This is a genomic window from Enterobacter genomosp. O (assembly GCF_001022965.1).
GTDB classification, from domain to species: Bacteria; Pseudomonadota; Gammaproteobacteria; order Enterobacterales; family Enterobacteriaceae; genus Enterobacter; species Enterobacter cloacae_L.
On record NZ_LECZ01000026.1, the window covers coordinates 381,610 to 402,106 of the forward strand.

At 53.8% G+C, this 20,497-nt stretch carries 16 protein-coding genes; 10 read left to right on the forward strand and 6 right to left on the reverse strand.

Going from position 1 to position 20,497, the window contains the following annotated elements; translation table 11 throughout:
- Window positions 1-157: 157 nt before the first annotated feature.
- Window positions 158-628: a transcriptional regulator ArgR gene (argR, locus tag ABR39_RS15625; protein ID WP_047347672.1), complete on the reverse strand. Its 471-nt coding sequence runs from the start codon at window positions 626-628 to the stop codon at window positions 158-160.
- Window positions 629-1,025: 397 nt separating this feature from the next.
- Between argR and mdh the strand changes: the two genes are divergently transcribed.
- Window positions 1,026-1,964: a malate dehydrogenase gene (gene mdh, locus ABR39_RS15630; RefSeq protein ID WP_023309387.1), complete on the forward strand. Its 939-nt coding sequence runs from the start codon at window positions 1,026-1,028 to the stop codon at window positions 1,962-1,964.
- A 57-nt stretch (window positions 1,965-2,021) separates the two neighbouring features.
- On the opposite strand, the gene degS is transcribed toward mdh, so the two are convergent.
- From degS to zapG, 3 genes are all read right to left on the reverse strand, one after another.
- Window positions 2,022-3,089, reverse strand: coding sequence for an outer membrane-stress sensor serine endopeptidase DegS (gene degS / locus ABR39_RS15635; protein WP_047347673.1), 1,068 nt, complete (start codon window positions 3,087-3,089; stop codon window positions 2,022-2,024).
- Between the two features lie 92 nt (window positions 3,090-3,181).
- A complete protein-coding gene (degQ, locus tag ABR39_RS15640; protein WP_047347674.1) occupies window positions 3,182-4,549 on the reverse strand; it encodes a serine endoprotease DegQ in 1,368 nt (455 codons plus the stop codon).
- A 171-nt stretch (window positions 4,550-4,720) separates the two neighbouring features.
- On the reverse strand, window positions 4,721-5,119 hold the full coding sequence (gene zapG, locus ABR39_RS15645) for a Z-ring associated protein ZapG (protein WP_008502832.1): 399 nt from the start codon (window positions 5,117-5,119) through the stop codon (window positions 4,721-4,723).
- Between the two features lie 189 nt (window positions 5,120-5,308).
- Between zapG and zapE the strand changes: the two genes are divergently transcribed.
- The 9 genes from zapE (at window position 5,309) to ABR39_RS15690 (ending at window position 13,969) form a co-directional block, all read left to right on the forward strand.
- Window positions 5,309-6,433 (forward strand): cell division protein ZapE, encoded by a 1,125-nt coding sequence (zapE, locus tag ABR39_RS15650; RefSeq protein ID WP_047347675.1) that lies wholly within the window; start codon window positions 5,309-5,311, stop codon window positions 6,431-6,433.
- A gap of 349 nt (window positions 6,434-6,782) precedes the next feature.
- Window positions 6,783-7,211, forward strand: a complete 429-nt coding sequence (gene rplM, locus ABR39_RS15655; protein ID WP_006178824.1) for a 50S ribosomal protein L13 — start codon at window positions 6,783-6,785, stop codon at window positions 7,209-7,211.
- Window positions 7,212-7,226: 15 nt separating this feature from the next.
- On the forward strand, window positions 7,227-7,619 hold the full coding sequence (gene rpsI, locus ABR39_RS15660) for a 30S ribosomal protein S9 (RefSeq protein ID WP_003860436.1): 393 nt from the start codon (window positions 7,227-7,229) through the stop codon (window positions 7,617-7,619).
- A 310-nt stretch (window positions 7,620-7,929) separates the two neighbouring features.
- Window positions 7,930-8,568: a stringent starvation protein SspA gene (gene sspA, locus ABR39_RS15665; protein ID WP_014071978.1), complete on the forward strand. Its 639-nt coding sequence runs from the start codon at window positions 7,930-7,932 to the stop codon at window positions 8,566-8,568.
- A 5-nt stretch (window positions 8,569-8,573) separates the two neighbouring features.
- On the forward strand, window positions 8,574-9,071 hold the full coding sequence (gene sspB / locus ABR39_RS15670; RefSeq protein WP_047347676.1) for a ClpXP protease specificity-enhancing factor: 498 nt from the start codon (window positions 8,574-8,576) through the stop codon (window positions 9,069-9,071).
- A gap of 427 nt (window positions 9,072-9,498) precedes the next feature.
- Complete coding sequence (locus tag ABR39_RS15675) at window positions 9,499-10,170, forward strand: DUF1120 domain-containing protein (RefSeq protein ID WP_047347677.1); 672 nt, start codon at window positions 9,499-9,501, stop codon at window positions 10,168-10,170.
- A 110-nt stretch (window positions 10,171-10,280) separates the two neighbouring features.
- Window positions 10,281-10,988: a fimbria/pilus chaperone family protein gene (locus ABR39_RS15680; RefSeq protein ID WP_047347678.1), complete on the forward strand. Its 708-nt coding sequence runs from the start codon at window positions 10,281-10,283 to the stop codon at window positions 10,986-10,988.
- Between the two features lie 6 nt (window positions 10,989-10,994).
- Window positions 10,995-13,421 (forward strand): fimbrial biogenesis outer membrane usher protein, encoded by a 2,427-nt coding sequence (locus ABR39_RS15685; protein ID WP_047347679.1) that lies wholly within the window; start codon window positions 10,995-10,997, stop codon window positions 13,419-13,421.
- On the forward strand, window positions 13,418-13,969 hold the full coding sequence (locus ABR39_RS15690; RefSeq protein WP_047347680.1) for a hypothetical protein: 552 nt from the start codon (window positions 13,418-13,420) through the stop codon (window positions 13,967-13,969). The genes ABR39_RS15685 and ABR39_RS15690 overlap by 4 nt, the downstream gene beginning before the upstream one ends.
- A 35-nt stretch (window positions 13,970-14,004) precedes the next feature.
- Here ABR39_RS15690 and gltD read toward each other — a convergent pair whose 3' ends face one another.
- Both gltD and gltB read right to left on the reverse strand, forming a co-directional pair.
- On the reverse strand, window positions 14,005-15,423 hold the full coding sequence (gene gltD, locus ABR39_RS15695) for a glutamate synthase subunit GltD (RefSeq protein WP_047347681.1): 1,419 nt from the start codon (window positions 15,421-15,423) through the stop codon (window positions 14,005-14,007).
- Between the two features lie 9 nt (window positions 15,424-15,432).
- Window positions 15,433-19,893 carry a glutamate synthase large subunit gene (gene gltB, locus ABR39_RS15700; RefSeq protein WP_048339052.1) on the reverse strand — a complete coding sequence of 1,487 codons (4,461 nt, stop codon included), beginning with the start codon at window positions 19,891-19,893 and terminating at the stop codon, window positions 15,433-15,435.
- Window positions 19,894-20,497 lie beyond the last annotated feature (604 nt).

Sequence of the window (20,497 nt, forward strand, 5' to 3'; positions counted from 1 at the left end):
TTTTGATTTTTTGTGCGATTTTTTGATTTACCATTCACTGGATGAATGTTAATGGGTGGTAAAAAGCACTATTTGTCAAAGCCAGAGGCAGTAGAAGACAGGGGGAAATGATGCGGGAGCAGAATGATCCCCGCAGCGGCGCTACGGGGAGAGAGGATTACAGTTCCTGTTCGAACAGAGCCAGAATCGCTTCGTGGAGATCTTTAACGGAGAAACCGCTGGCCGGGATGGTAAAGATAGTGTCATCGCCGGCGATAGTCCCGAGGATACCCTCCGTTTTACCTACTGAGTCCAGCATTCGGGCAATCAGCTGCGCGGCACCAGGGCTTGTGCGGATCACCACAACGGCGTCGTTGTAATCGATATCCAGAACCAGATTCTTGAGCGGGCTGGTGGTGGTCGGCACGCCAAGTTCTGCAGGCAGGCAATAAACCATCTCCATTTTGGCATTACGGGTACGCACCGCGCCAAATTTGGTTAACATGCGGGAGACTTTCGACTGGTTGATGTTATCGAAGCCTTGTTCCTGCAGCGCCTGAACAATTTCTCCCTGAGAACTGAATTTCTCTTCTTTAAGTAGCGCTTTAAACGCCTTAACTAATTCTTCTTGCTTAGACGAGCTTCGCATAAGTCACCCGGAATATGACGATAGAAACAACATTATTATGCATGTGGATGAATTTTTATGCAAATTATCTACTCAGCGCCAGGCTGAAATAATGTTATGAAAGGGAGTGATTTTATCAGATTTCGTTATCAGAAAACATGCCTGGGTCACGCCGCGCAAATAAGCTTAAAAGTAAATTAAATGTTATCAAAATGATGTTGTTTTGGTGGCGGGGCAGGGTGTATTGTAACCACCTCTTAATTCGTTGCCATCTGTCGTCAGATAGTCTTCTGAAGAGAGATAAAGCCGCGTGACCTCAAATTCTTTAGCTACGAAAATTGTAATTAAACACTTGCTGAATTATGGTCGCCGCAACGGATTTACAGATACTTAAGTTAACCATAATAAGGAGTTTAGGATGAAAGTCGCAGTCCTCGGCGCTGCTGGTGGTATCGGCCAGGCGCTTGCCCTACTACTGAAAACTCAACTGCCTTCAGGCTCAGAACTCTCCCTGTACGATATTGCTCCGGTAACCCCAGGTGTGGCGGTTGACCTGAGCCACATCCCAACTGCTGTAAAAATCAAAGGCTTCTCCGGTGAAGATGCGCGTCCTGCACTGCAGGGTGCCGACGTGGTTCTGATTTCTGCAGGCGTGGCGCGTAAGCCAGGCATGGATCGTTCAGACCTGTTCAACGTCAACGCAGGCATTGTGAAAAACCTGGTGCAGCAGATTGCTGAAATCTGCCCGAAAGCATGCATCGGTATCATCACTAACCCGGTGAACACCACCGTTGCTATCGCGGCAGAAGTGCTGAAGAAAGCAGGTGTTTACGACAAAAACAAACTGTTCGGCGTAACCACGCTGGATATTATCCGTTCCAACACCTTTGTTGCTGAGCTGAAAGGCAAACAGCCAACAGAAGTAGAAGTTCCGGTTATTGGTGGACACTCTGGCGTCACCATTCTGCCACTGCTGTCGCAGATCCCAGGCGTTAGCTTCACCGAGCAGGAAGTTGCTGACCTGACCAAACGCATCCAGAACGCGGGCACCGAAGTGGTGGAAGCGAAGGCGGGTGGCGGTTCTGCGACCCTGTCTATGGGCCAGGCGGCTGCGCGTTTCGGTCTGTCACTGGTTCGCGCTCTGCAGGGCGAGAAAGGCGTTGTTGAATGCGCTTACGTTGAAGGCGATGGCGAACACGCTCGCTTCTTCTCTCAGCCGCTGCTGCTGGGTAAAAACGGTATCGAAGAGCGTAAATCCATTGGTACGCTGAGCGCGTTTGAACAACACGCGATGGAAGGCATGCTGGACACGCTGAAGAAAGATATCACCCTGGGCGAAGAGTTCGTTAACAAGTAAAACGCACCCCCACCCGGTAAAAAAAACGGAGCTTATTGCTCCGTTTTTTTATGCCTGTCAGTTGGTGGCCGGGTATTCCTGAATGGTGACGTGCAGCGTCAGTTTCTTATCGTTGCGCATGACTTCAACAGGGATGATAGAGCCTGGGCGAATTTCTGCCACCTGGTCCATCGTCTCCAGCGCAGAGACCGCCGGCGTGCCGTTGACCGACACAATGACATCATTTACCTGAATCCCCGCGTTCGCCGCCGGACCGCCTGGCGACACCTCGTTCACCACGATGCCCTGAATCTGATCGATACCGCCGCCCTGGGTATGCATAGGTGCAATTTCACGGCCGCCAATACCGATATAGCCGCGGATCACACGCCCATCGCGGATCAGCTTATCCATAATTTTGGTCGCCAGCTGGAACGGAATGGCAAAGCCGATCCCTTCAGGCGTCTCACCGTCGTTACTCTTATCGAACGAGAGGGTGTTGATGCCCATCAGCTCGCCCAGCGAGTTGACCAGCGCACCGCCGGAGTTACCGTGGTTGATTGAGGCATCGGTTTGCAGGAAGTTCTGCCGTCCCGATGGGTTAAGACCAATACGGCCGGTCGCGCTGATAATCCCCTGGGTGATGGTCTGGCCCAGGTTGTAAGGGTTGCCGATAGCCAGTACGACGTCACCAATATGCGGGGTACGTTTACGGTTGATCGGGATGACCGGCAAACCGCCCGTGGCGTTAATTTTCAGAACGGCCAGGTCGGTCAGGCTATCAGATCCAACGAGTAATGCCTCAAACACGCGGCCATCCTGCAGGGCGACGATGATCTGGTCGGCATCGTTAATCACGTGCTTGTTGGTAATAATGTAGCCACGCTCGTCCATAATTACCCCGGAGCCGAGGGTGCGGATCTCCAGCTGGTTATGGGCTGAGGTGTTCAGGCCACGGTTATAGACGTTAACCACGGCAGGTGCGGCACGGCGAACGGCCTGGTTATAGGTGGCCGGTGTTTCATCCGTGCTATCGAACTGAGGAGCTGACAGTTTGTTGAACTGACGTAAAGACGGCAGCGCCAGCAGCAGCAGGCCTGCGACAATCAAACCGATGACAATAGAACGTAAGAGCTTTAAAAGCATGATGCGCGTGTCGTTAAATAAGGAACGATTTGCAGCATAACATGAGTTATCCGGACATCACACGCAGCGGTGATGTCCGGGGTCGCAAATGCTTAGCGCAACAGAATATAGATGGACTCATTGCCACGCATGACCTGCAGGGCAATAACCGCCGGTTTACTTTCCAGCACCTTGCGCATTTCGGCAATGGACTGCACGCGATTGCGGTTTACGCCAATGATAACGTCATCCTGATGCAATCCGGCCTGCGCGGCAGGGCTGCCCTTCTCGACGGTGTCGATGCTGATGCCTTTCGTACCGTCTTTCAGCTGCCCGTCGCTCAACGTAGCGCCTTGCAGCGCCGGCGCGATAAGCTCTGCGCTGGCTGAGGAAGAGGTGCTCTTATCCAGCGTCACTTCAACGTTCAGCGGCTTACCGTCACGAATCAGACCCAGCTTCACTTTGGCCCCGGGTTCGGTTGTGGCAATCCGCGAACGCAGTTCCGCAAAGCTGCTCAGCGGTTTGTCGTTCAGGCTGACGATCACATCACCCGATTTCACGCCTGCTTTTGCCGAGCCGGAGTTTGGCAGCACTTCACTGACAAACGCCCCGCGCTGTACGTTAATGTTGAACGCCTTTGCGATATCCGCGCTCATCTCCATACCTTTAATACCCAGCAGCCCGCGTTTGATTTCGCCGAACTGGATGAGCTGCTGCGCCAGCGTTTTGGCCATATTACTGGGGATAGCAAAACCGATCCCAATGCTGCCGCCGCCTGGAGCCAGAATCGCCGTGTTGATCCCAATCAGCTCGCCGTTCAGGTTGAGCAATGCCCCGCCGGAGTTCCCACGGTTGATGGAGGCGTCGGTCTGGATAAAGTTTTCCAGCCCTTCCAGATTCAGGCCGCTGCGCCCGAGCGCCGAGACGATCCCGGAAGTTGCGGTCTGCCCTAAACCAAAGGGGTTGCCCACGGCGACGGCAAAATCGCCGACGCGCAGTTTGTCGGAATCCGCAATGGCAATCTGGGTCAGGTTGCTCGGGTTTTGCACCTGCAATAGCGCGATGTCGCTCTGGTCATCGCCGCCAATCAGCCTGGCATCAAATTCACGGCCATCGTTAAGCTGGACGCTGATTTTATCGGCCTGGCTGATGACATGGTTGTTGGTGAGAATATAGCCTTTTGCCGCATCAATAATGACGCCAGAACCCAGGCCTTCAAAAGGCTGAGCCTGCTGGTCGGGAGACTCATCGCCAAAATATTTCTTCAGTTCTTCAGGGACGCGTTGGCTTTGTACTGCGGTGCCCTCAACCTGAACGCTGACCACCGCAGGCAACACTTTTTCCAGCATTGGCGCGAGGCTTGGGATGGCCGCCTGGCCTGGCACCTGGGAGGGAATGGCGGCGAATACCGGGACGGACGCCGAGAGAGATAACCCGACACTTAACGCGATAGCGCTCAACAGCTGGTTTTTTTTCTTCATCGATGTTGACTCTCGTAACCTGGAATAAAGGAAAAACGGCCCCAAAAACACGTTGATGTTATTGAATTTTAAACCGCTGAACAATGAGGTGTTTAACTAAATGATAGCTGGGGTCATCAAGAAAGGACGGGCGCAATCGCTGCGCCCGTAAAATAAATTCTGGTTGTGTGATTAATCGCGTTTTACGCCACCGCGCAGCAGGCCGGACGCGCCATCTGAGTAGTCGCGTGGCATCTGAACCGGAGCCTGATCGTTACCGGCTTCAGAGTCTGCCAGACGGTTGCGGAACGGGTTGGTTTCCGCCGTCATTTCCGGCAGCAGGCTGCTGGAGCTTTTCGCCATGTGTTGATACAGCTGGCGATAGTCGGTCGCCATGTTGTCCAGCAGCTCGGCGCTACGGGCAAAGTGGCTGACCAGCTCTTCACGATACTCTTCCAGTTCGGCTTTGTTCTTTTCCAGTTCGTACTGCAGTGACTGCTGCTGACGCAATTTGCGATTACCGAAACGCATGGCCACAGCACCGATGACGATGCCGACGACTAAACCGATTAGCGCATATTCCCAGGTCATGAACTTCTCCCGTTGTCTTGTTGTTCCGTAGGGTGTTGGCTCGGCTCCTGCCTGTGCCTGATAATGCCACTATAACCGCTATTTCCGCAGAAGTGGAATCCTGACGTATCATCGCGTAGTGTAGAACGGCCTTTTTTTCATCAGTCACGCCTGCTGGTGAGCTTTAATTGAGGGAATAACAATAAGATTATGCAAAACCTGTCCCCTGCATCGCGATATCAACTGGCCCTTAACGAGGGCACCCATCAGCCGGATGACGTTCAGCGTGAGGCGGTAAGCCGTCTGGAGACGATCTATCAGGAGCTCACGGCAAAGCCCGCGGAAGCTGAACAGAGCAGTGGGCTCAAGGCGGCCTTCGGGCGGCTGCTTGGTAAAAAAGCGCCGCAGGAGCACGCTCCGGTGCGCGGTCTCTATATGTGGGGCGGGGTCGGACGTGGAAAAACCTGGCTGATGGACATGTTCTACCAGAGCCTGCCGGGCGCACGTAAACAGCGTCTGCACTTCCATCGTTTTATGCTGCGGGTGCATGAAGAGCTGACGGCACTGCAGGGCAAAAGCGATCCGCTGGATATTGTGGCCGACAGATTCAAGGCGGAAACGGACGTGCTCTGCTTCGACGAGTTTTTTGTGTCTGACATCACCGATGCCATGCTGTTAGGCGGCCTGATGAAAGCGCTATTTGCCCGGGGGATTACGCTGGTTGCCACGTCGAATATTCCGCCTGATGAGCTGTACCGCAATGGCCTGCAGCGGGCGCGCTTCCTGCCTGCCATCGACGCCATCAAACAGCATTGCGACATTATGAATGTGGATGCGGGTGTGGACTATCGCCTGCGCACGCTGACCCAGGCGCATCTGTGGCTCTCACCGTTAAATGCAGAGACCACCCAGCAGATGGATAAACTGTGGCTGGCGCTGGCGGGGGCAAAACGCGAGCACGCCCCGGAACTCGAGATTAACCATCGCCCGTTGCCAACGCTCGGCGTTGAAAACCAAACGCTGGCGGTCTCCTTTACGACGCTGTGTGTTGATGCCCGCAGTCAGCACGACTACATCGCGCTTTCGCGTCTGTTCCATACCGTGATGGTGCTGGATGTTCCGGTGATGACGCGGCTGATGGAGAGCGAGGCGCGTCGCTTCATCGCGCTGGTGGATGAGTTTTATGAGCGCCACGTCAAGCTGGTGATTAGCGCCGAGGTACCTTTATATGAGATCTACCAGGGGGAGCGGCTGAAGTTTGAGTTCCAGCGCTGCCTTTCTCGCCTGCAGGAGATGCAGAGCGAGGAATACCTCAAGCTGGAGCATATGCCGTAATAAATGCCACCCTCTCCCCGTGGGAGAGGGGCTGGGGGTGAGGGCACCAGACCTTAACAAATGCCACCCTCTCCCTGTGGGAGAGGGGCTGGGGGTGAGGGCACCAGACCGCACAATACCCACCCCCGAAAAACCCATTCCAAATCACATTTAAGGGTCGATCTTTGACCTCAACTTCTCTATAATCTTGCGACCCCACGTTACGAGAAGGTTTTTTTCCCGAAACTTTCTATGTGTCGGCATTAGCTATTCGAAGGGGTAGGTTTGCCGGACTTTGTCGTGTGAACCTCAACTGACTAAACGTTTGGGTGTTCACCAACGTGTAACTTATTATTTGGGTAAGCTTTTAATGAAAACTTTTACAGCTAAACCAGAAACCGTACAGCGCGACTGGTATGTTGTTGACGCGACCGGTAAAACTCTGGGCCGTCTGGCTACTGAACTGGCTCGTCGCCTGCGCGGTAAGCATAAAGCGGAATACACTCCGCACGTTGATACCGGTGATTACATCATCGTTCTGAACGCTGATAAAGTTGCTGTAACCGGCAACAAGCGTACTGACAAAGTGTACTATCACCACACCGGCCACATTGGTGGTATCAAAGAAGCGACCTTTGAAGAGATGATTGCTCGCCGTCCTGAGCGTGTGATTGAAATCGCGGTTAAAGGCATGCTGCCAAAAGGCCCGCTGGGTCGTGCTATGTTCCGTAAACTGAAAGTTTACGCAGGCAACGAGCACAACCACGCGGCACAGCAACCGCAAGTTCTTGACATCTAATCGGGATTATAGGCAATGGCTGAAAATCAATACTACGGCACTGGTCGCCGCAAAAGTTCCGCAGCTCGCGTTTTCATCAAACCGGGCAGTGGTAAAATCGTAATCAACCAGCGTTCTCTGGAACAATACTTCGGTCGCGAAACTGCCCGCATGGTAGTTCGCCAGCCGCTGGAACTGGTTGACATGGTAGAAAAACTGGATCTGTACATCACCGTTAAAGGTGGTGGTATCTCCGGTCAGGCAGGTGCGATCCGTCACGGTATCACCCGCGCTCTGATGGAGTACGACGAATCCCTGCGTTCTGAACTGCGTAAAGCTGGCTTCGTTACTCGTGACGCGCGTCAGGTTGAACGTAAGAAAGTGGGTCTGCGTAAAGCACGTCGTCGTCCACAGTTCTCCAAACGTTAATCCATTCTGCTTACGCAGAACGATTGGCGAAAAACCCGCTTCGGCGGGTTTTTTTTTATGGATAATGCGTAGGTTATCCACAGTATTAATGCATATATCTTCTCTTTTTCCACATTTCCAGAATCCCCTCACCACAAAGCCATCAAAATCTGGTAAACTATCATCCAATTTTCTGCCCAAATATCGGTGAATACTCGATTTTTGTTCGATTCTTGAACAATGTGTTTTCTCTGGGATGGGCGATACAACATCTGGCTGGCCCCTGTTGGGCTGGTAGCAGTAAAAATTCTGAATATACCTGGAGGTTTTCATGGCTGTCGCTGCCAACAAACGTTCGGTAATGACGCTGTTTTCTGGTCCTACTGACATTTATAGCCATCAGGTTCGTATCGTGCTGGCCGAGAAGGGTGTCAGTTTTGAGATCGAGCATGTGGAAAAGGATAACCCGCCTCAGGATCTGATCGATCTCAACCCGAGCCAAAGCGTACCGACGCTGGTGGATCGCGAGCTGACCCTGTGGGAATCCCGTATCATTATGGAATACCTGGATGAGCGTTTCCCGCATCCACCACTGATGCCTGTTTACCCTGTTGCGCGTGGTGAAAGCCGCCTGTACATGCAGCGTATCGAGAAAGACTGGTATACGCTGATGAACGTCATCGTTAACGGTTCTTCTTCTGAAGCCGATGCTGCGCGTAAGCAGCTGCGTGAAGAGCTGCTGGCCATCGCCCCTGTGTTTGGTCAGAAACCGTTCTTCCTGAGCGATGAGTTCAGCCTGGTGGATTGCTACCTGGCTCCGCTGCTGTGGCGTCTGCCTACCCTGGGCGTAGAGTTCAGCGGTCCTGGCGCGAAAGAGCTGAAGGGCTATATGACTCGCGTATTTGAGCGCGACTCTTTCCTGGCATCTTTAACTGAACCGGAACGTGAAATGCGTCTCGGCCGAGGCTAATAACTGTGGAAATGTCACAACTAACCCCACGCCGTCCGTATCTGCTGCGCGCCTTCTATGAATGGCTGCTGGATAACCAGCTCACGCCGCACCTGGTGGTGGATGTGACGTTGCCGGGCGTGCTGGTTCCAATGGAATACGCACGTGACGGACAGATCGTGCTGAACATTGCGCCACGTGCGGTGGGTAACCTGGAGCTGGCAAACGACGAAGTGCGTTTTAACGCGCGTTTCGGCGGTGTGCCGCGTCAGGTTTCTGTGCCGCTGGCTGCCGTGCTGGCTATCTACGCGCGTGAAAACGGTGCGGGTACCATGTTTGAGCCGGAAGCGGCTTACGATGAAGACGTTGCCAGCCTGAATGATGACGATGCAACCGGCGAGCGCGAAAGCGACGCGGTGATGTCCGTTATCGACGGCGACAAACCCGATCGCGAGGATGATAACGATCCGGATGACGATCCGCCGCCACGTGGGGGGCGTCCTGCTCTCAGAGTCGTAAAATAACGTATTGATCCATTATAAAATCCAGCCCTCGTCAGTCGGCTGGATTTTTTTGTTATTGATGTAAATATTACGTTGCATGCTGGGAGGGTATTTTTTTCCTGTATAGGTTTGTTTAAAATTCAAACAATGCAATGCATTATTCCAAATGAGAGATATTTTGGAATAAATGAATATTCGTAATAACTTAACGCAAGCAATATTCATTGTGAATATAAATGGTCTGTAAAGGACTTGAATCACCTGTTTTATAAAATACATCTATAGTTTGAGTAAATCTAAAAAGAATAATTAATAAACCTAATTTGCATGTATTTAGGATTTCTATATTATCGCCGCATGCTTTCTGCATACGGGAATGATAGCGACAAACATGGATTGTTTGCGTCGATATTGTATTTGTTATGACTCATTAGTTAAGGATTAACTCATGAATAAAATTCTATTGGCTGCAGCATTATTCCTTTGCGTCAATTCCACGTTTGCATCCGAAACCGCGGTACTTAAAATTAAAGGGACGCTGACGAGCTCTGCCTGTACGCCTGAATTTAGCAATGGTGGTGTGGTGGACTACGGCAACATTCGCCTGGGTGAATTGTCATCCACCGCCGTGAACCAGCTTGGGCAAAGGAATATCGATCTCACGATTACCTGCACGGCAGCAACAAAAGTTGCCTGGAATTTGATAGACGATCGCGCCGATTCTAACGCGGGGTTAACCGTCTCTGCCGGGACGTTTACGGGTGGTGCACAGAGTGCGAATAACCAGACTTACGGGGTCGGAAAAGCAGGCACGGTAAACATAGGCTCTTATGCCATGTTCATGAAAGTAAACAGCGTCACGGCTGACGGAAAATCTGTCGATCCTATATATCAGCAGAATGGTTCAACAACCTGGGCGAAGAGTACAGATGGCTCAAGCCAGGGTGAAAATAATCGCAATATTACTGTCGCATTATCAGGAAGTGTCGATCCGCTTGCTTTCCAGACGGCAACATTTCCGCTGGTAACATCTTTGGCTATTCAGAATACCACGACGCTAGGTATTACCGATGATACCCGACTGGATGGTCAGTTGACGATTAGCCTTAAATATCTGTAATCGTTTCAAATTTAAAGTGAGTTAAATTTAATCCAGAGATGAAATAATTTCTCTCGCCAAGAAGCGCCATAAACAGGGAACGTTAAGTAGTGCTTTCAAGGAATATACATATGACATGCTCTAAAACTGTTTTAATTAAAACGCTCGCTGCAGCTGCCTTGTTCACTGCACAGTTTGCCGTACATGCCGCAGGTATGGTGCCAGAAACCAGTCTGCTGGTTATTGATGAAGCGACCCACAGCGGCACCATCAACGTCAAAAATACCGATAGCCATCCGTCGCTGCTGTATACCGATGTGGTGGATCTGCCGGATGATAAAGGCCTGAAACTGGTGACCACTCAGCCCGTGGTACGTCTTGAGCCTGGTCAGACCCAGCAATTGCGCTTCATTTTGCAAAACAGCAAGCCACTGGATGTTGAGCATTATAAGCGTGTGACCTTTGAAGGTATCCCACCGAAAAGTGACGATAACAAAGTCAAAATTGGCATCAATATTCGTCAGGATCTGCCTGTACTGATTCGCCCTGCGAAGCTGGCCGTGGTGACCGATGCCTGGAAATATCTCGACTGGACCGCTTCAGGCACCTCCGTCACGGTGAAAAACCCGAGCAAATATGTCGTACGCCTGGCGCAAAACGTGGTCCTGCAGCCTTCAGGTATCAGCGGCTCGCTTACCAAAACCTACATATTACCCGGAGAAACCATGACGGTTTCAATGGGCAAATCCGTCAGCGGCAACAACAAAGTTAAATTCTTCCCGGCCAGCCGCTATGGGGTCGAAGTTCCAAGCTTTATCTCGGATCTCAATAAAAAATAAAGGATTATGGCGGTGCGTAAAAAAAGCCAACTTGCACTTTTTGTGCGCGCTGTTATTTATAGCGCAATACCTCTGATGCTGCTTGATGCCACCTCCCTCCACGCGAGGGAGGTGACGTTTGATACGGATATCCTCAAATCCCGGGGGCTGGGCGCCGATCTGAACCGCTACTTTGCCGAAGCCCCGCGCTTTCTACCGGGGACGCATTCCGTTTCGGTCAAAGTGAATGGTAACGATCGAGGTACGGCAGCCGTACGCTTCAGTGAAGACGGTACGATGTGCGTTGATAACGACTTCCTGGAATTCGCAGGTCTCATACCGGTGCCCATAAAAGCGAATGAAACCTGTCATGATATTCGCAGCGATTATGCTCAGGCGGTGATTAACCCCTTGCCAACCCAGGAGGCGGTCGAGCTTTATCTCCCGCAGGAAGCGCTTAACAGCCTGAGTGCAGACGTTAAAAACTTCCAGCATGGCGGCACGGCAGGCATGCTTAACTACTCGTTATTCAGTACCAAAAGTGACTACAGCGGAAGTGACAGCAGCAGTAACCGTTACTCTCAGGCAAGCCTGGAGGCGGGGTTCAATACGATGGACTGGGCTCTGCGCAGCCGTTATATCCTGACGGATGATAACGGCAACCGAAACGCAGAGAGTATTTATACCTACGCAGAGCATGTGTTTGTGCCCCAGCGCCTGACCATGCAGGTGGGTGAAATCAACGCCATGTCCGATGTGCTAAACGGCGTGCCGATCACCGGTGTACAGCTGATGCCAACGAGCGGTTTGCAGAAAGACAGCTCGGGCGTGAGCGTGTCCGGTATCGCCCGTACGTCACAGGCGCGCGTTGAGGTTCGTCAGAACGGGCGACTCATCTTTAACACCCTGGTTCCGGCGGGGCCGTTTACGCTGGATGATGTGCCTATGGTACGCAACAACGTCGATCTGGACGTCACCGTTGTTGAATCTGACGGCTCGACGAACCACTACATTGTTCCCGCTTCATCCGTAAAATCGCGGAACCTCTCAAGACCAAACGGTCTGACCGTTTCGGCAGGCCAGGTGCGCGGCATAGACAGTGACTACAGCGATCCGCTGGTGTTCAACGTATCCGATGGCTGGCGAATTTTCCCCTGGATGAACCTGCTTGCCTCCGGCGTGGTGGCTGAAGATTACCAGGCGGCAGGGGCGCGCACTGAGTTTATGGTCACCGATGACTGGAACATCTCCACCAGCATGGCCGCCAGCAAGGCGCAATTTGGCGACAGCGATAACGGTATCAAAAACGAATTACAGAGCGATTATTCATTAACCGAGAACGTCGGCCTGTCTGCCAGCGTGGCGCACTACAGCGGTGATTACCGCGAGCTGGCGGATGCCATGGACGACGATTACCAGGGCTATGACAACAGCTATTCCGCCAACATTCGCTGGTCGACTCCGTTAGCAGGGGCCTTTAGCGCAGGCCTGAGCTACAACCAGGCGGCAGGGGACGGCGAGGATTCACGCTATTTACTGCTGTCATGGGGTAAGACCTTCAAATATGCCTCGGTCAACGTTAACTGGCAAAGCGCGGTTGGTAACTCCGATGATGACCAGAATGACGATCTTTTATACATCAACCTCAGCATCCCGTTAGGCGGTTCGCAGAGCCTGAGCTCTTATATGCGCAAGCAGGGCGACAGCACCAGCTACGGCCTGGCAAACAGCGGCTCGCTGGGTAGTGACACTAACTACTATATTTCTGCCGATCGTGACCAGGAATCAAAGGAAAACAGCTTTAACGGCAACATCAACACCAACCTGCACTACACCCAGCTTAGCGTAGGCGGGGGAACCAGCGGTGATAACCAGCGTAACTATAATGCGACGCTGTCAGGCGGTATTGCCATGCATAAAGAGGGCGTGACCTTCTCGCCGTATTCCATCAAGGATACCTTCGCGATTGCCAAACTGAGCGAGCCGAAAGCGGGTGTGGAGATCACCACGCCGCAGGGTACCGTGTGGACTGACCGCTGGGGGCAGGCTGTCATCCCTGGTTTGACCGAGTGGCGTAACTCGCGCATCGAAGTGGATGCGAACAAACTGCCGCAGAGCATGACGCTGGCAAACGGCACCAAGTACATTGCGGCTGCCCATGGTTCGGTCAGTGAGGTGAGCTTTAAGGTGCTGAACAGCCGTCGCGTGATGTTACGCATCAAGCAGGCCGACGGTAAGCCGCTAACGAAAGGCCTGTCCGTGGTGGATGACAAAGATAATTACGTGGTGACGGTGGTCGATGATGGACATGTTTTCCTGAACGATGCCGATCAGGTCGCCGCACTGTATGCCATCAATGATGACAATCAACGTCTGTGCAAGCTTGATTTCACCCTTCCTGAAAAGCATGACGAAGACGCGTTTTATGAGGAAGTTAACGGAGTATGTCGATGAAAATTCAACGTCTGGCTACGCTATTGCTGCTTGCCTTACCGTGCTTTTCTTATGCTGAAGAGTGCCAGTTAACGCTCTCTCAGCAGGTCGTTGATTATCATCAGATGCGGCGTGACAACATTATTTCCAGTCAGCAAAGCTGGAACAAAATGCCGGAAAAAGAGATTAACGTCAGCGTCTATTGTCCGGAAAAACAGCAGATGGCGACGTTAATACAGGGCGCTTCCGGCCAGAAAGGACGTTTTCAGTTTGGCCAGAACGGCGGTGTGGCGATTAAAGTCAGCAACCTGACGCTTGACGGTAAAAGCTATAACGTGGGAAAAACAACCGATCAGGTGAACTTTACGCCGGAAAATGATAGCGGTGCATCACTCTATGTTCGCAATAACGAAGCGGTAATCGCGGTTGAAAACGATAAGGTGCCCAGCGGCCAGCAGCTAAATTTTACCGTGACGATTTTCCCGGTACTGAATGACAGCGCATTTAACCATATTGCCGATCAAACCGCTCTGGAGAGCGATTTGTCCTGGCAACTTCTCAAGAAATAAAAAAAAATGGCCCGGTGTATGCCGGGCCATTCTCGTTACACTTCCAGGTAGTTCATAATCCCGTCGGCCGCTTTACGCCCTTCGGCAATCGCGGTGACCACCAGGTCGGAACCGCGAACGATATCGCCACCTGCAAAGATTTTCGGGTTGCTGGTCTGGAATGCATTGTCGCTGCCTTCTGGCGCAATAATACGGCCCTGCGAATCCAGCTCTACGCTGTGCTTCGCCAGCCACGCCATGCTGTGAGGACGGAAACCAAACGCCATGACCACGGCATCGGCCGGGATCACATACTCGGAACCGGCTACGATTTCTGCACGACGACGACCTTTGGCATCCGGCGCCCCCATCTCGGTACGCGCCATTTTCACGCCGCTCACTTTACCGTTGGCATTCACTTCAATACCCAGAGGCTGGATGTTGAACTGGAATTCCACACCCTCTTCACGCGCGTTTTTCACTTCGCGTTTAGAGCCCGGCATGTTCTCTTCGTCACGGCGATAGGCGCAGATGACGTGTGCCGCATTCTGACGAATGGAGGTACGCACGCAGTCCATCGCGGTATCACCCCCGCCCAGCACCACCACGCGTTTGCCTTCCATGCTGACGAAAGGTTCTTCGGCCGTTTCGCCATAACCCATAATCTGCTTGGTGTTGGCAATCAGGAACGGCAGCGCATCGTACACGCCCGGTGCGTCTTCGTTCTCCAGACCGCCGCGCATGGACTGATAGGTGCCCACGCCCAGGAACACGGCGTCGTAATCCTTCAGCAGATCGTCGAGCTGCACGTCGCGGCCCACTTCCACGTTCAGCTTGAACTCGATGCCCATGCCGGTGAAGATTTCACGGCGGCGGGTCATGACCTCTTTCTCCAGCTTGAAGGCCGGGATACCGAAGGTCAGCAGACCGCCGATCTCCGGATGACGGTCAAAGACCACCGCCTTCACGCCGTTACGGGTCAGCACGTCCGCACAGGCCAGGCCCGCCGGGCCCGCGCCGATAATCGCCACGCGCTTGTCGGTTTGCTTCACGCCAGTCATATCCGGACGCCAGCCCATCTCGAACGCTTTATCGTTGATATAGCGTTCGATGTTACCGATGGTCACCGCGCCAAACTCGTCGTTCAGCGTACAGGAACCCTCACACAGACGGTCCTGAGGACACACGCGGCCGCATACTTCCGGCAGGGTGTTGGTCTGGTGAGACAGCTCGGCGGCTTCAAAAATACGTCCTTCGTTGGCCAGCTTCAGCCAGTTCGGGATGTAGTTGTGTACCGGACATTTCCATTCGCAGTAAGGGTTACCGCAGGACAGGCAGCGGTCTGCCTGCGCTTTGGCCTGGCCTTCTGAAAACGGCTCGTAGATTTCTACAAATTCAATTTTACGGATCTTCAGCGGTTTCTTTGGCGGATCAACACGCTGCAGGTCGATAAACTGGTATACGTTCTGGCTCATCTGAATTCCTTACTGCGCCTGCACACGCAGCTCTGCTGCGCTACGACTACGGTGACCCAACAGGGCTTTAACATCGCTGGACTTCGGTTTAACCAGCGCGAATTTCGCAGAGAACGCCGGCCAGTTAGCCAGGATCTCTTCGCCGCGCGAAGAACCGGTATGCTGCACGTGTTCGGTAATCAAACCGCGCAGGTGTTCTTCGTGGATGGCCAGCGTATCAACGTCCAGCACTTCCACCAGTTCCGGGTTCACGCGTTTGCGGAACTCACCGTCTTCGTCCAGGACATATGCAAAACCGCCCGTCATGCCTGCGCCAAAGTTCACGCCGGTTTTACCCAGGACGCAAACAATCCCGCCCGTCATGTATTCACAACCGTTATCGCCAATGCCTTCCACCACGGTGATAGCACCGGAGTTACGCACCGCAAAACGCTCGCCCGCACGACCTGCTGCGAACAGACGGCCGCCGGTCGCGCCGTACAGGCAGGTGTTACCGATGATGCTCGCTTCATGGCTGCGGAAGGCTGAGCCGACCGGAGGACGCACCGCCAGCAGACCGCCCGCCATGCCTTTACCGACGTAGTCGTTGGCATCGCCGGTCAGGTACAGCTCAACGCCGCCTGCGTTCCACACGCCGAAGCTCTGACCCGCGGTACCGCTGAAGTGCGCGGTAATCGGATCCGCCGCCAGCCCCTGGTCACCGTGCGTTTGCGCGATATAACCGGAGAGGGAGGCACCCACGGAACGGTCAGTGTTGCGGATATCAAACCAGAACGTTTTGCTCTGCTTGTCGTCCACGTACGGTTTCGCCTGCTGCAGTAGCTGCGTGTTCAGCACGCCGTTATCGAACGGCGGGTTGTTCTCGGTGCAGTAAACCGCTTTGCCAGGATGCGGCTGCGCGGTTTCCAGCAGCTTGCTCAGCTCCAGCTTCTGCTGCTTCGCGGTGAAGCCTTCCAGCTCTTTCAGCAGGTCGGTACGGCCAATCAGGTCCACCAGGCGTTTCACGCCCAGCTGGGCCATCAGCTCGCGGGTTTCACGGGCGATGAAGTCAAAGTAGTTGGTCACTTTGAACGGCAGGCCGTGGTAGTGGTTCTTACGCAGCTTCTCATCCTGGGTAGCTACGCCGGTTGCACAGTTATTCAGGTGGCAAATACGCAGGTATTTACAGCCCAGCGCAACCATCGGGCCGGTACCGAAGCCGAAGCTTTCAGCGCCCAGAATCGCCGCTTTGATGATGTCGAGGCCGGTTTTCAGGCCGCCATCCACCTGCAGGCGGATCTTGTGACGCAGACCGTTAGCCACCAGAGCCTGCTGGGTTTCCACCAGACCAAGTTCCCACGGGCAGCCCGCATATTTCACGGAGGAGAGCGGGCTTGCACCGGTACCGCCGTCGTAACCGGCGATGGTGATGAGGTCCGCATAGGCTTTCGCCACACCGGTGGCGATGGTACCGACGCCCGGTTCGGAAACCAGCTTCACGGAGATCATTGCTTTCGGGTTGACCTGTTTCAGGTCGAAAATCAGCTGCGCCAGATCCTCGATAGAGTAGATATCGTGGTGCGGTGGCGGAGAGATCAGCGTCACGCCCGGCACGGAGTAGCGCAGTTTGGCGATGTACGGCGTGACTTTATCACCCGGCAACTGACCGCCTTCGCCCGGTTTTGCACCCTGAGCGACTTTAATCTGAATCACGTCGGCGTTGACCAGGTACGCTGGCGTGACGCCAAAGCGACCGGATGCCACCTGCTTGATGCGGGAGACTTTGTTAGTACCGTAACGCGCAGGGTCTTCACCGCCTTCGCCTGAGTTGGAGTTGCCGCCGATGCTGTTCATGGCTTCCGCCAGCGCTTCGTGGGCTTCCGGGCTCAGCGCGCCGATGGACATCGCCGCGGTGTCGAAGCGTTTGAACAGTTCGGATGCAGGCTCCACGTCGTCAATGCTGACCGCTTCATCACCCGGATTGAGGGCAATGAGGTCGCGCAGCGTCGCCGCCGGACGGTTATTTACCAGCTCAGCATACTGCTGATAATCGCTGTATTCGCCGCTCTGAACCGCCTGCTGCAGCGTGCGCACCACGTCCGGGTTATAGGCATGATACTCGCCGCCGTGAACGTATTTCAGCAGACCGCCCTGATCCAGCGGCTTACGTGCCAGCCAGGCGCGTTTAGACAGGTTCACCAGATCCTGCTGGAAGTCAGCAAAACCGGCGCCGCCGATGCGGCTGACCACGCCCTGGAAGCAGAGGTTGGCGACCTCATCATGCAGGCCGACCGCTTCAAACAGCTTCGAACAGCGGTAGGAGGCAATGGTCGAGATGCCCATTTTGGACATGATCTTGTACAGACCTTTGTTGATGCCGTTACGGTAGTTAAGCATCACTGCACGGTAGTCTTTGTCGATCGCGCGGGTATCCACCAGACGGGCCAGCGTTTCGTAGGCCAGATACGGGTAGATTGCCGTCGCACCAAAGCCTAACAGTACGGCAAAGTGGTGCGGGTCGCGGGCGCTGGCGGTTTCAACAATGATGTTGGCGTCGCAGCGCAGGCTCTTATCGACCAGACGCGTCTGGATAGCGCCAACCGCCATCGGTGCAGGCACCGGCAGACGGTTTTTCGCGATATTACGGTCGGACAGCACCAGCAGAACGGTACCGTTACGTACCATCTGTTCGGCTTTGTCACACAGCGCATTCACCGTCTCTTCGAGGCTCGCGTCGTTCACGTCAAACGTAATGTCGAGCGTGTCGGCGCGATAGTGCTCCTCTTTCATGGTAGTGAGCTGTTTGAAGTCGGAGTACAGCAGGATCGGCGATTTAAAGGTCAAACGGTGCGCCTGGCCTTCGGCCTCGCAGAAGACGTTCATCTCGCGACCAATGCTGGTGGCCAGCGACATCACGTGTGCTTCACGCAGCGGGTCGATTGGCGGGTTGGTGACCTGCGCAAACTGCTGACGGAAGTAGTCATAAATGATGCGCGGCTGGCTGGAGAGCACGGCAAACGGGGTATCGTCACCCATGGAGCCGACCGCTTCCTGGCCGTTTTCACCGAGCACGCGGATAACCGAATCCAGCTCTTCCGCGCTGTAGTTAAACTGCTTCTGGTAGCTGGCGAGGGTATCGTCGTCCAGCTCACGGCTGCCCACTTCTTCGTCCGACAGGTCTTCAAACGGCACCAGGCGACGCACGTTTTTCTCCATCCACTCTTTGTACGGATGGCGGCTCTTCAGATCGTTGTCGGTTTCGGCGGAGTGCAGAATGCGCCCACCGCGGGTGTCGATTACCATCAGCTCGCCCGGACCGACGCGGCCTTTTTCAACCACTTCGTCAGGCTGGTAATCCCAGATGCCGACTTCAGAGGCGCAGGTGATGAGCTTATCTTTGGTGATGACGTAGCGCGCCGGACGCAGACCGTTACGGTCCAGGTTACAGGCGGCAAAACGACCGTCGGACATCACGATGCCCGCCGGGCCGTCCCACGGCTCCATGTGCATGGAGTTAAAGTCGAAGAACGCGCGCAGTTCCGGATCCATATCCGGGTTGTTCTGCCAGGCCGGTGGCACGAGCAGACGCATGGCGCGAACGATGTCCATCCCGCCCGCCAGCAGCAGTTCCAGCATGTTATCCATAGAGCTGGAGTCCGAGCCGGTTTCGTTCACGAACGGCGCGGCATCGTGCAGGTCAGGGATCAGTGGTGTCTGGAACTTATAGGTACGGGCGCGGGCCCACTGGCGGTTACCGGTAATAGTGTTGATCTCGCCGTTGTGCGCCAGATAGCGGAACGGCTGAGCCAGCGGCCAGCGAGGTACGGTGTTGGTGGAGAAGCGCTGGTGGAACAGGCAAATGGCCGATTCCAGACGCAGGTCCGCCAGGTCCAGGTAGAAGCGCGGCAGGTCAGCCGGCATACACAGACCTTTATAGATGTTGACCAGGTTTGAAAGGCTACAAACGTAGAACTCTTTATCGTCCTGGAGACGTTTTTCAATGCGGCGACGGGCGATAAACAGACGGCGTTCCATATCACGTGGACGCCAGCCCGCAGGCGCATTGACGAAAATCTGTTCAATGCGAGGCAGCGAGGAGAGGGCGATTTCACCGAGCACCCCTTCGTTGGTTGGGACATTACGCCAGCCGACAATAGACAGGGTTTCACGCTGAAGTTCTTCTTCGACGATGCGGCGTGAGGCTGCAGCCTTTTCAGGATCCTGATTCAGGAACAGCATACCGACAGCGTAGTTTTTGGCTAAACGCCAGCCGCGCTCTTCCGCCACGATGCGGAAGAAACGATCGGGTTTTTGCAGCAGCAGGCCGCAACCGTCGCCGGTTTTACCATCGGCAAGGATGGCGCCACGGTGCTGCATTCGGGCCAGTGCGTGAATAGCAGTACGCACTACCTTGTGGCTAGGTTCGCCTTCTATGTGGGCGATCAGGCCGAAACCACAGTTATCCTTCTCAAGGGATTTATCGTACAACATATCAGTGAACCTCCCCAGGCTCGTCGGGCTTCTCTCTGAACTTAACCGTGGCGCACAGGCGCAGAAAGAGCATGGCGACGGGGTTTGCGTTTCATACGCGGACCTCGCATTCGCCCTCTTTTTCATCCTTTCGCGCAGGTAAACAAGTTTGAGGACTTGCTTCAGAGGGAATCTCAATTACTGCATAAATATGATGAGCAGGCCGCTCATCCAGAAAGCTTCCAGCGGATTTCCAACTTATCGGGAATTGGTACACAGGTCAAATGGCAATCTTATTTATACAAAAATGTGCTAAAGAGGTGTTATCTCTTTGTATTTAAAGAGTATTTAACTATTTTTACATTGATTGTATGCCCAGGCGGGACGTAGCGGAGTGTGATCTGACTCACTATATGAAAGCGGTATTATCAATGTAGCGTGCTGAATAGCGGTTTCATGCCAGAATAATAATCTGGTATTGGCTGCAAACCCGCATAAAGCCACTGTTTTACCGTGGTGGCGCTATAAATGAAAAAAACAATCAGAACATAAGGAAAAGTAATTACGACTGGGGTGAATGAAATTGCAGTAATCTTGAGTATTTATTCATAGAGATAAAGGCCGT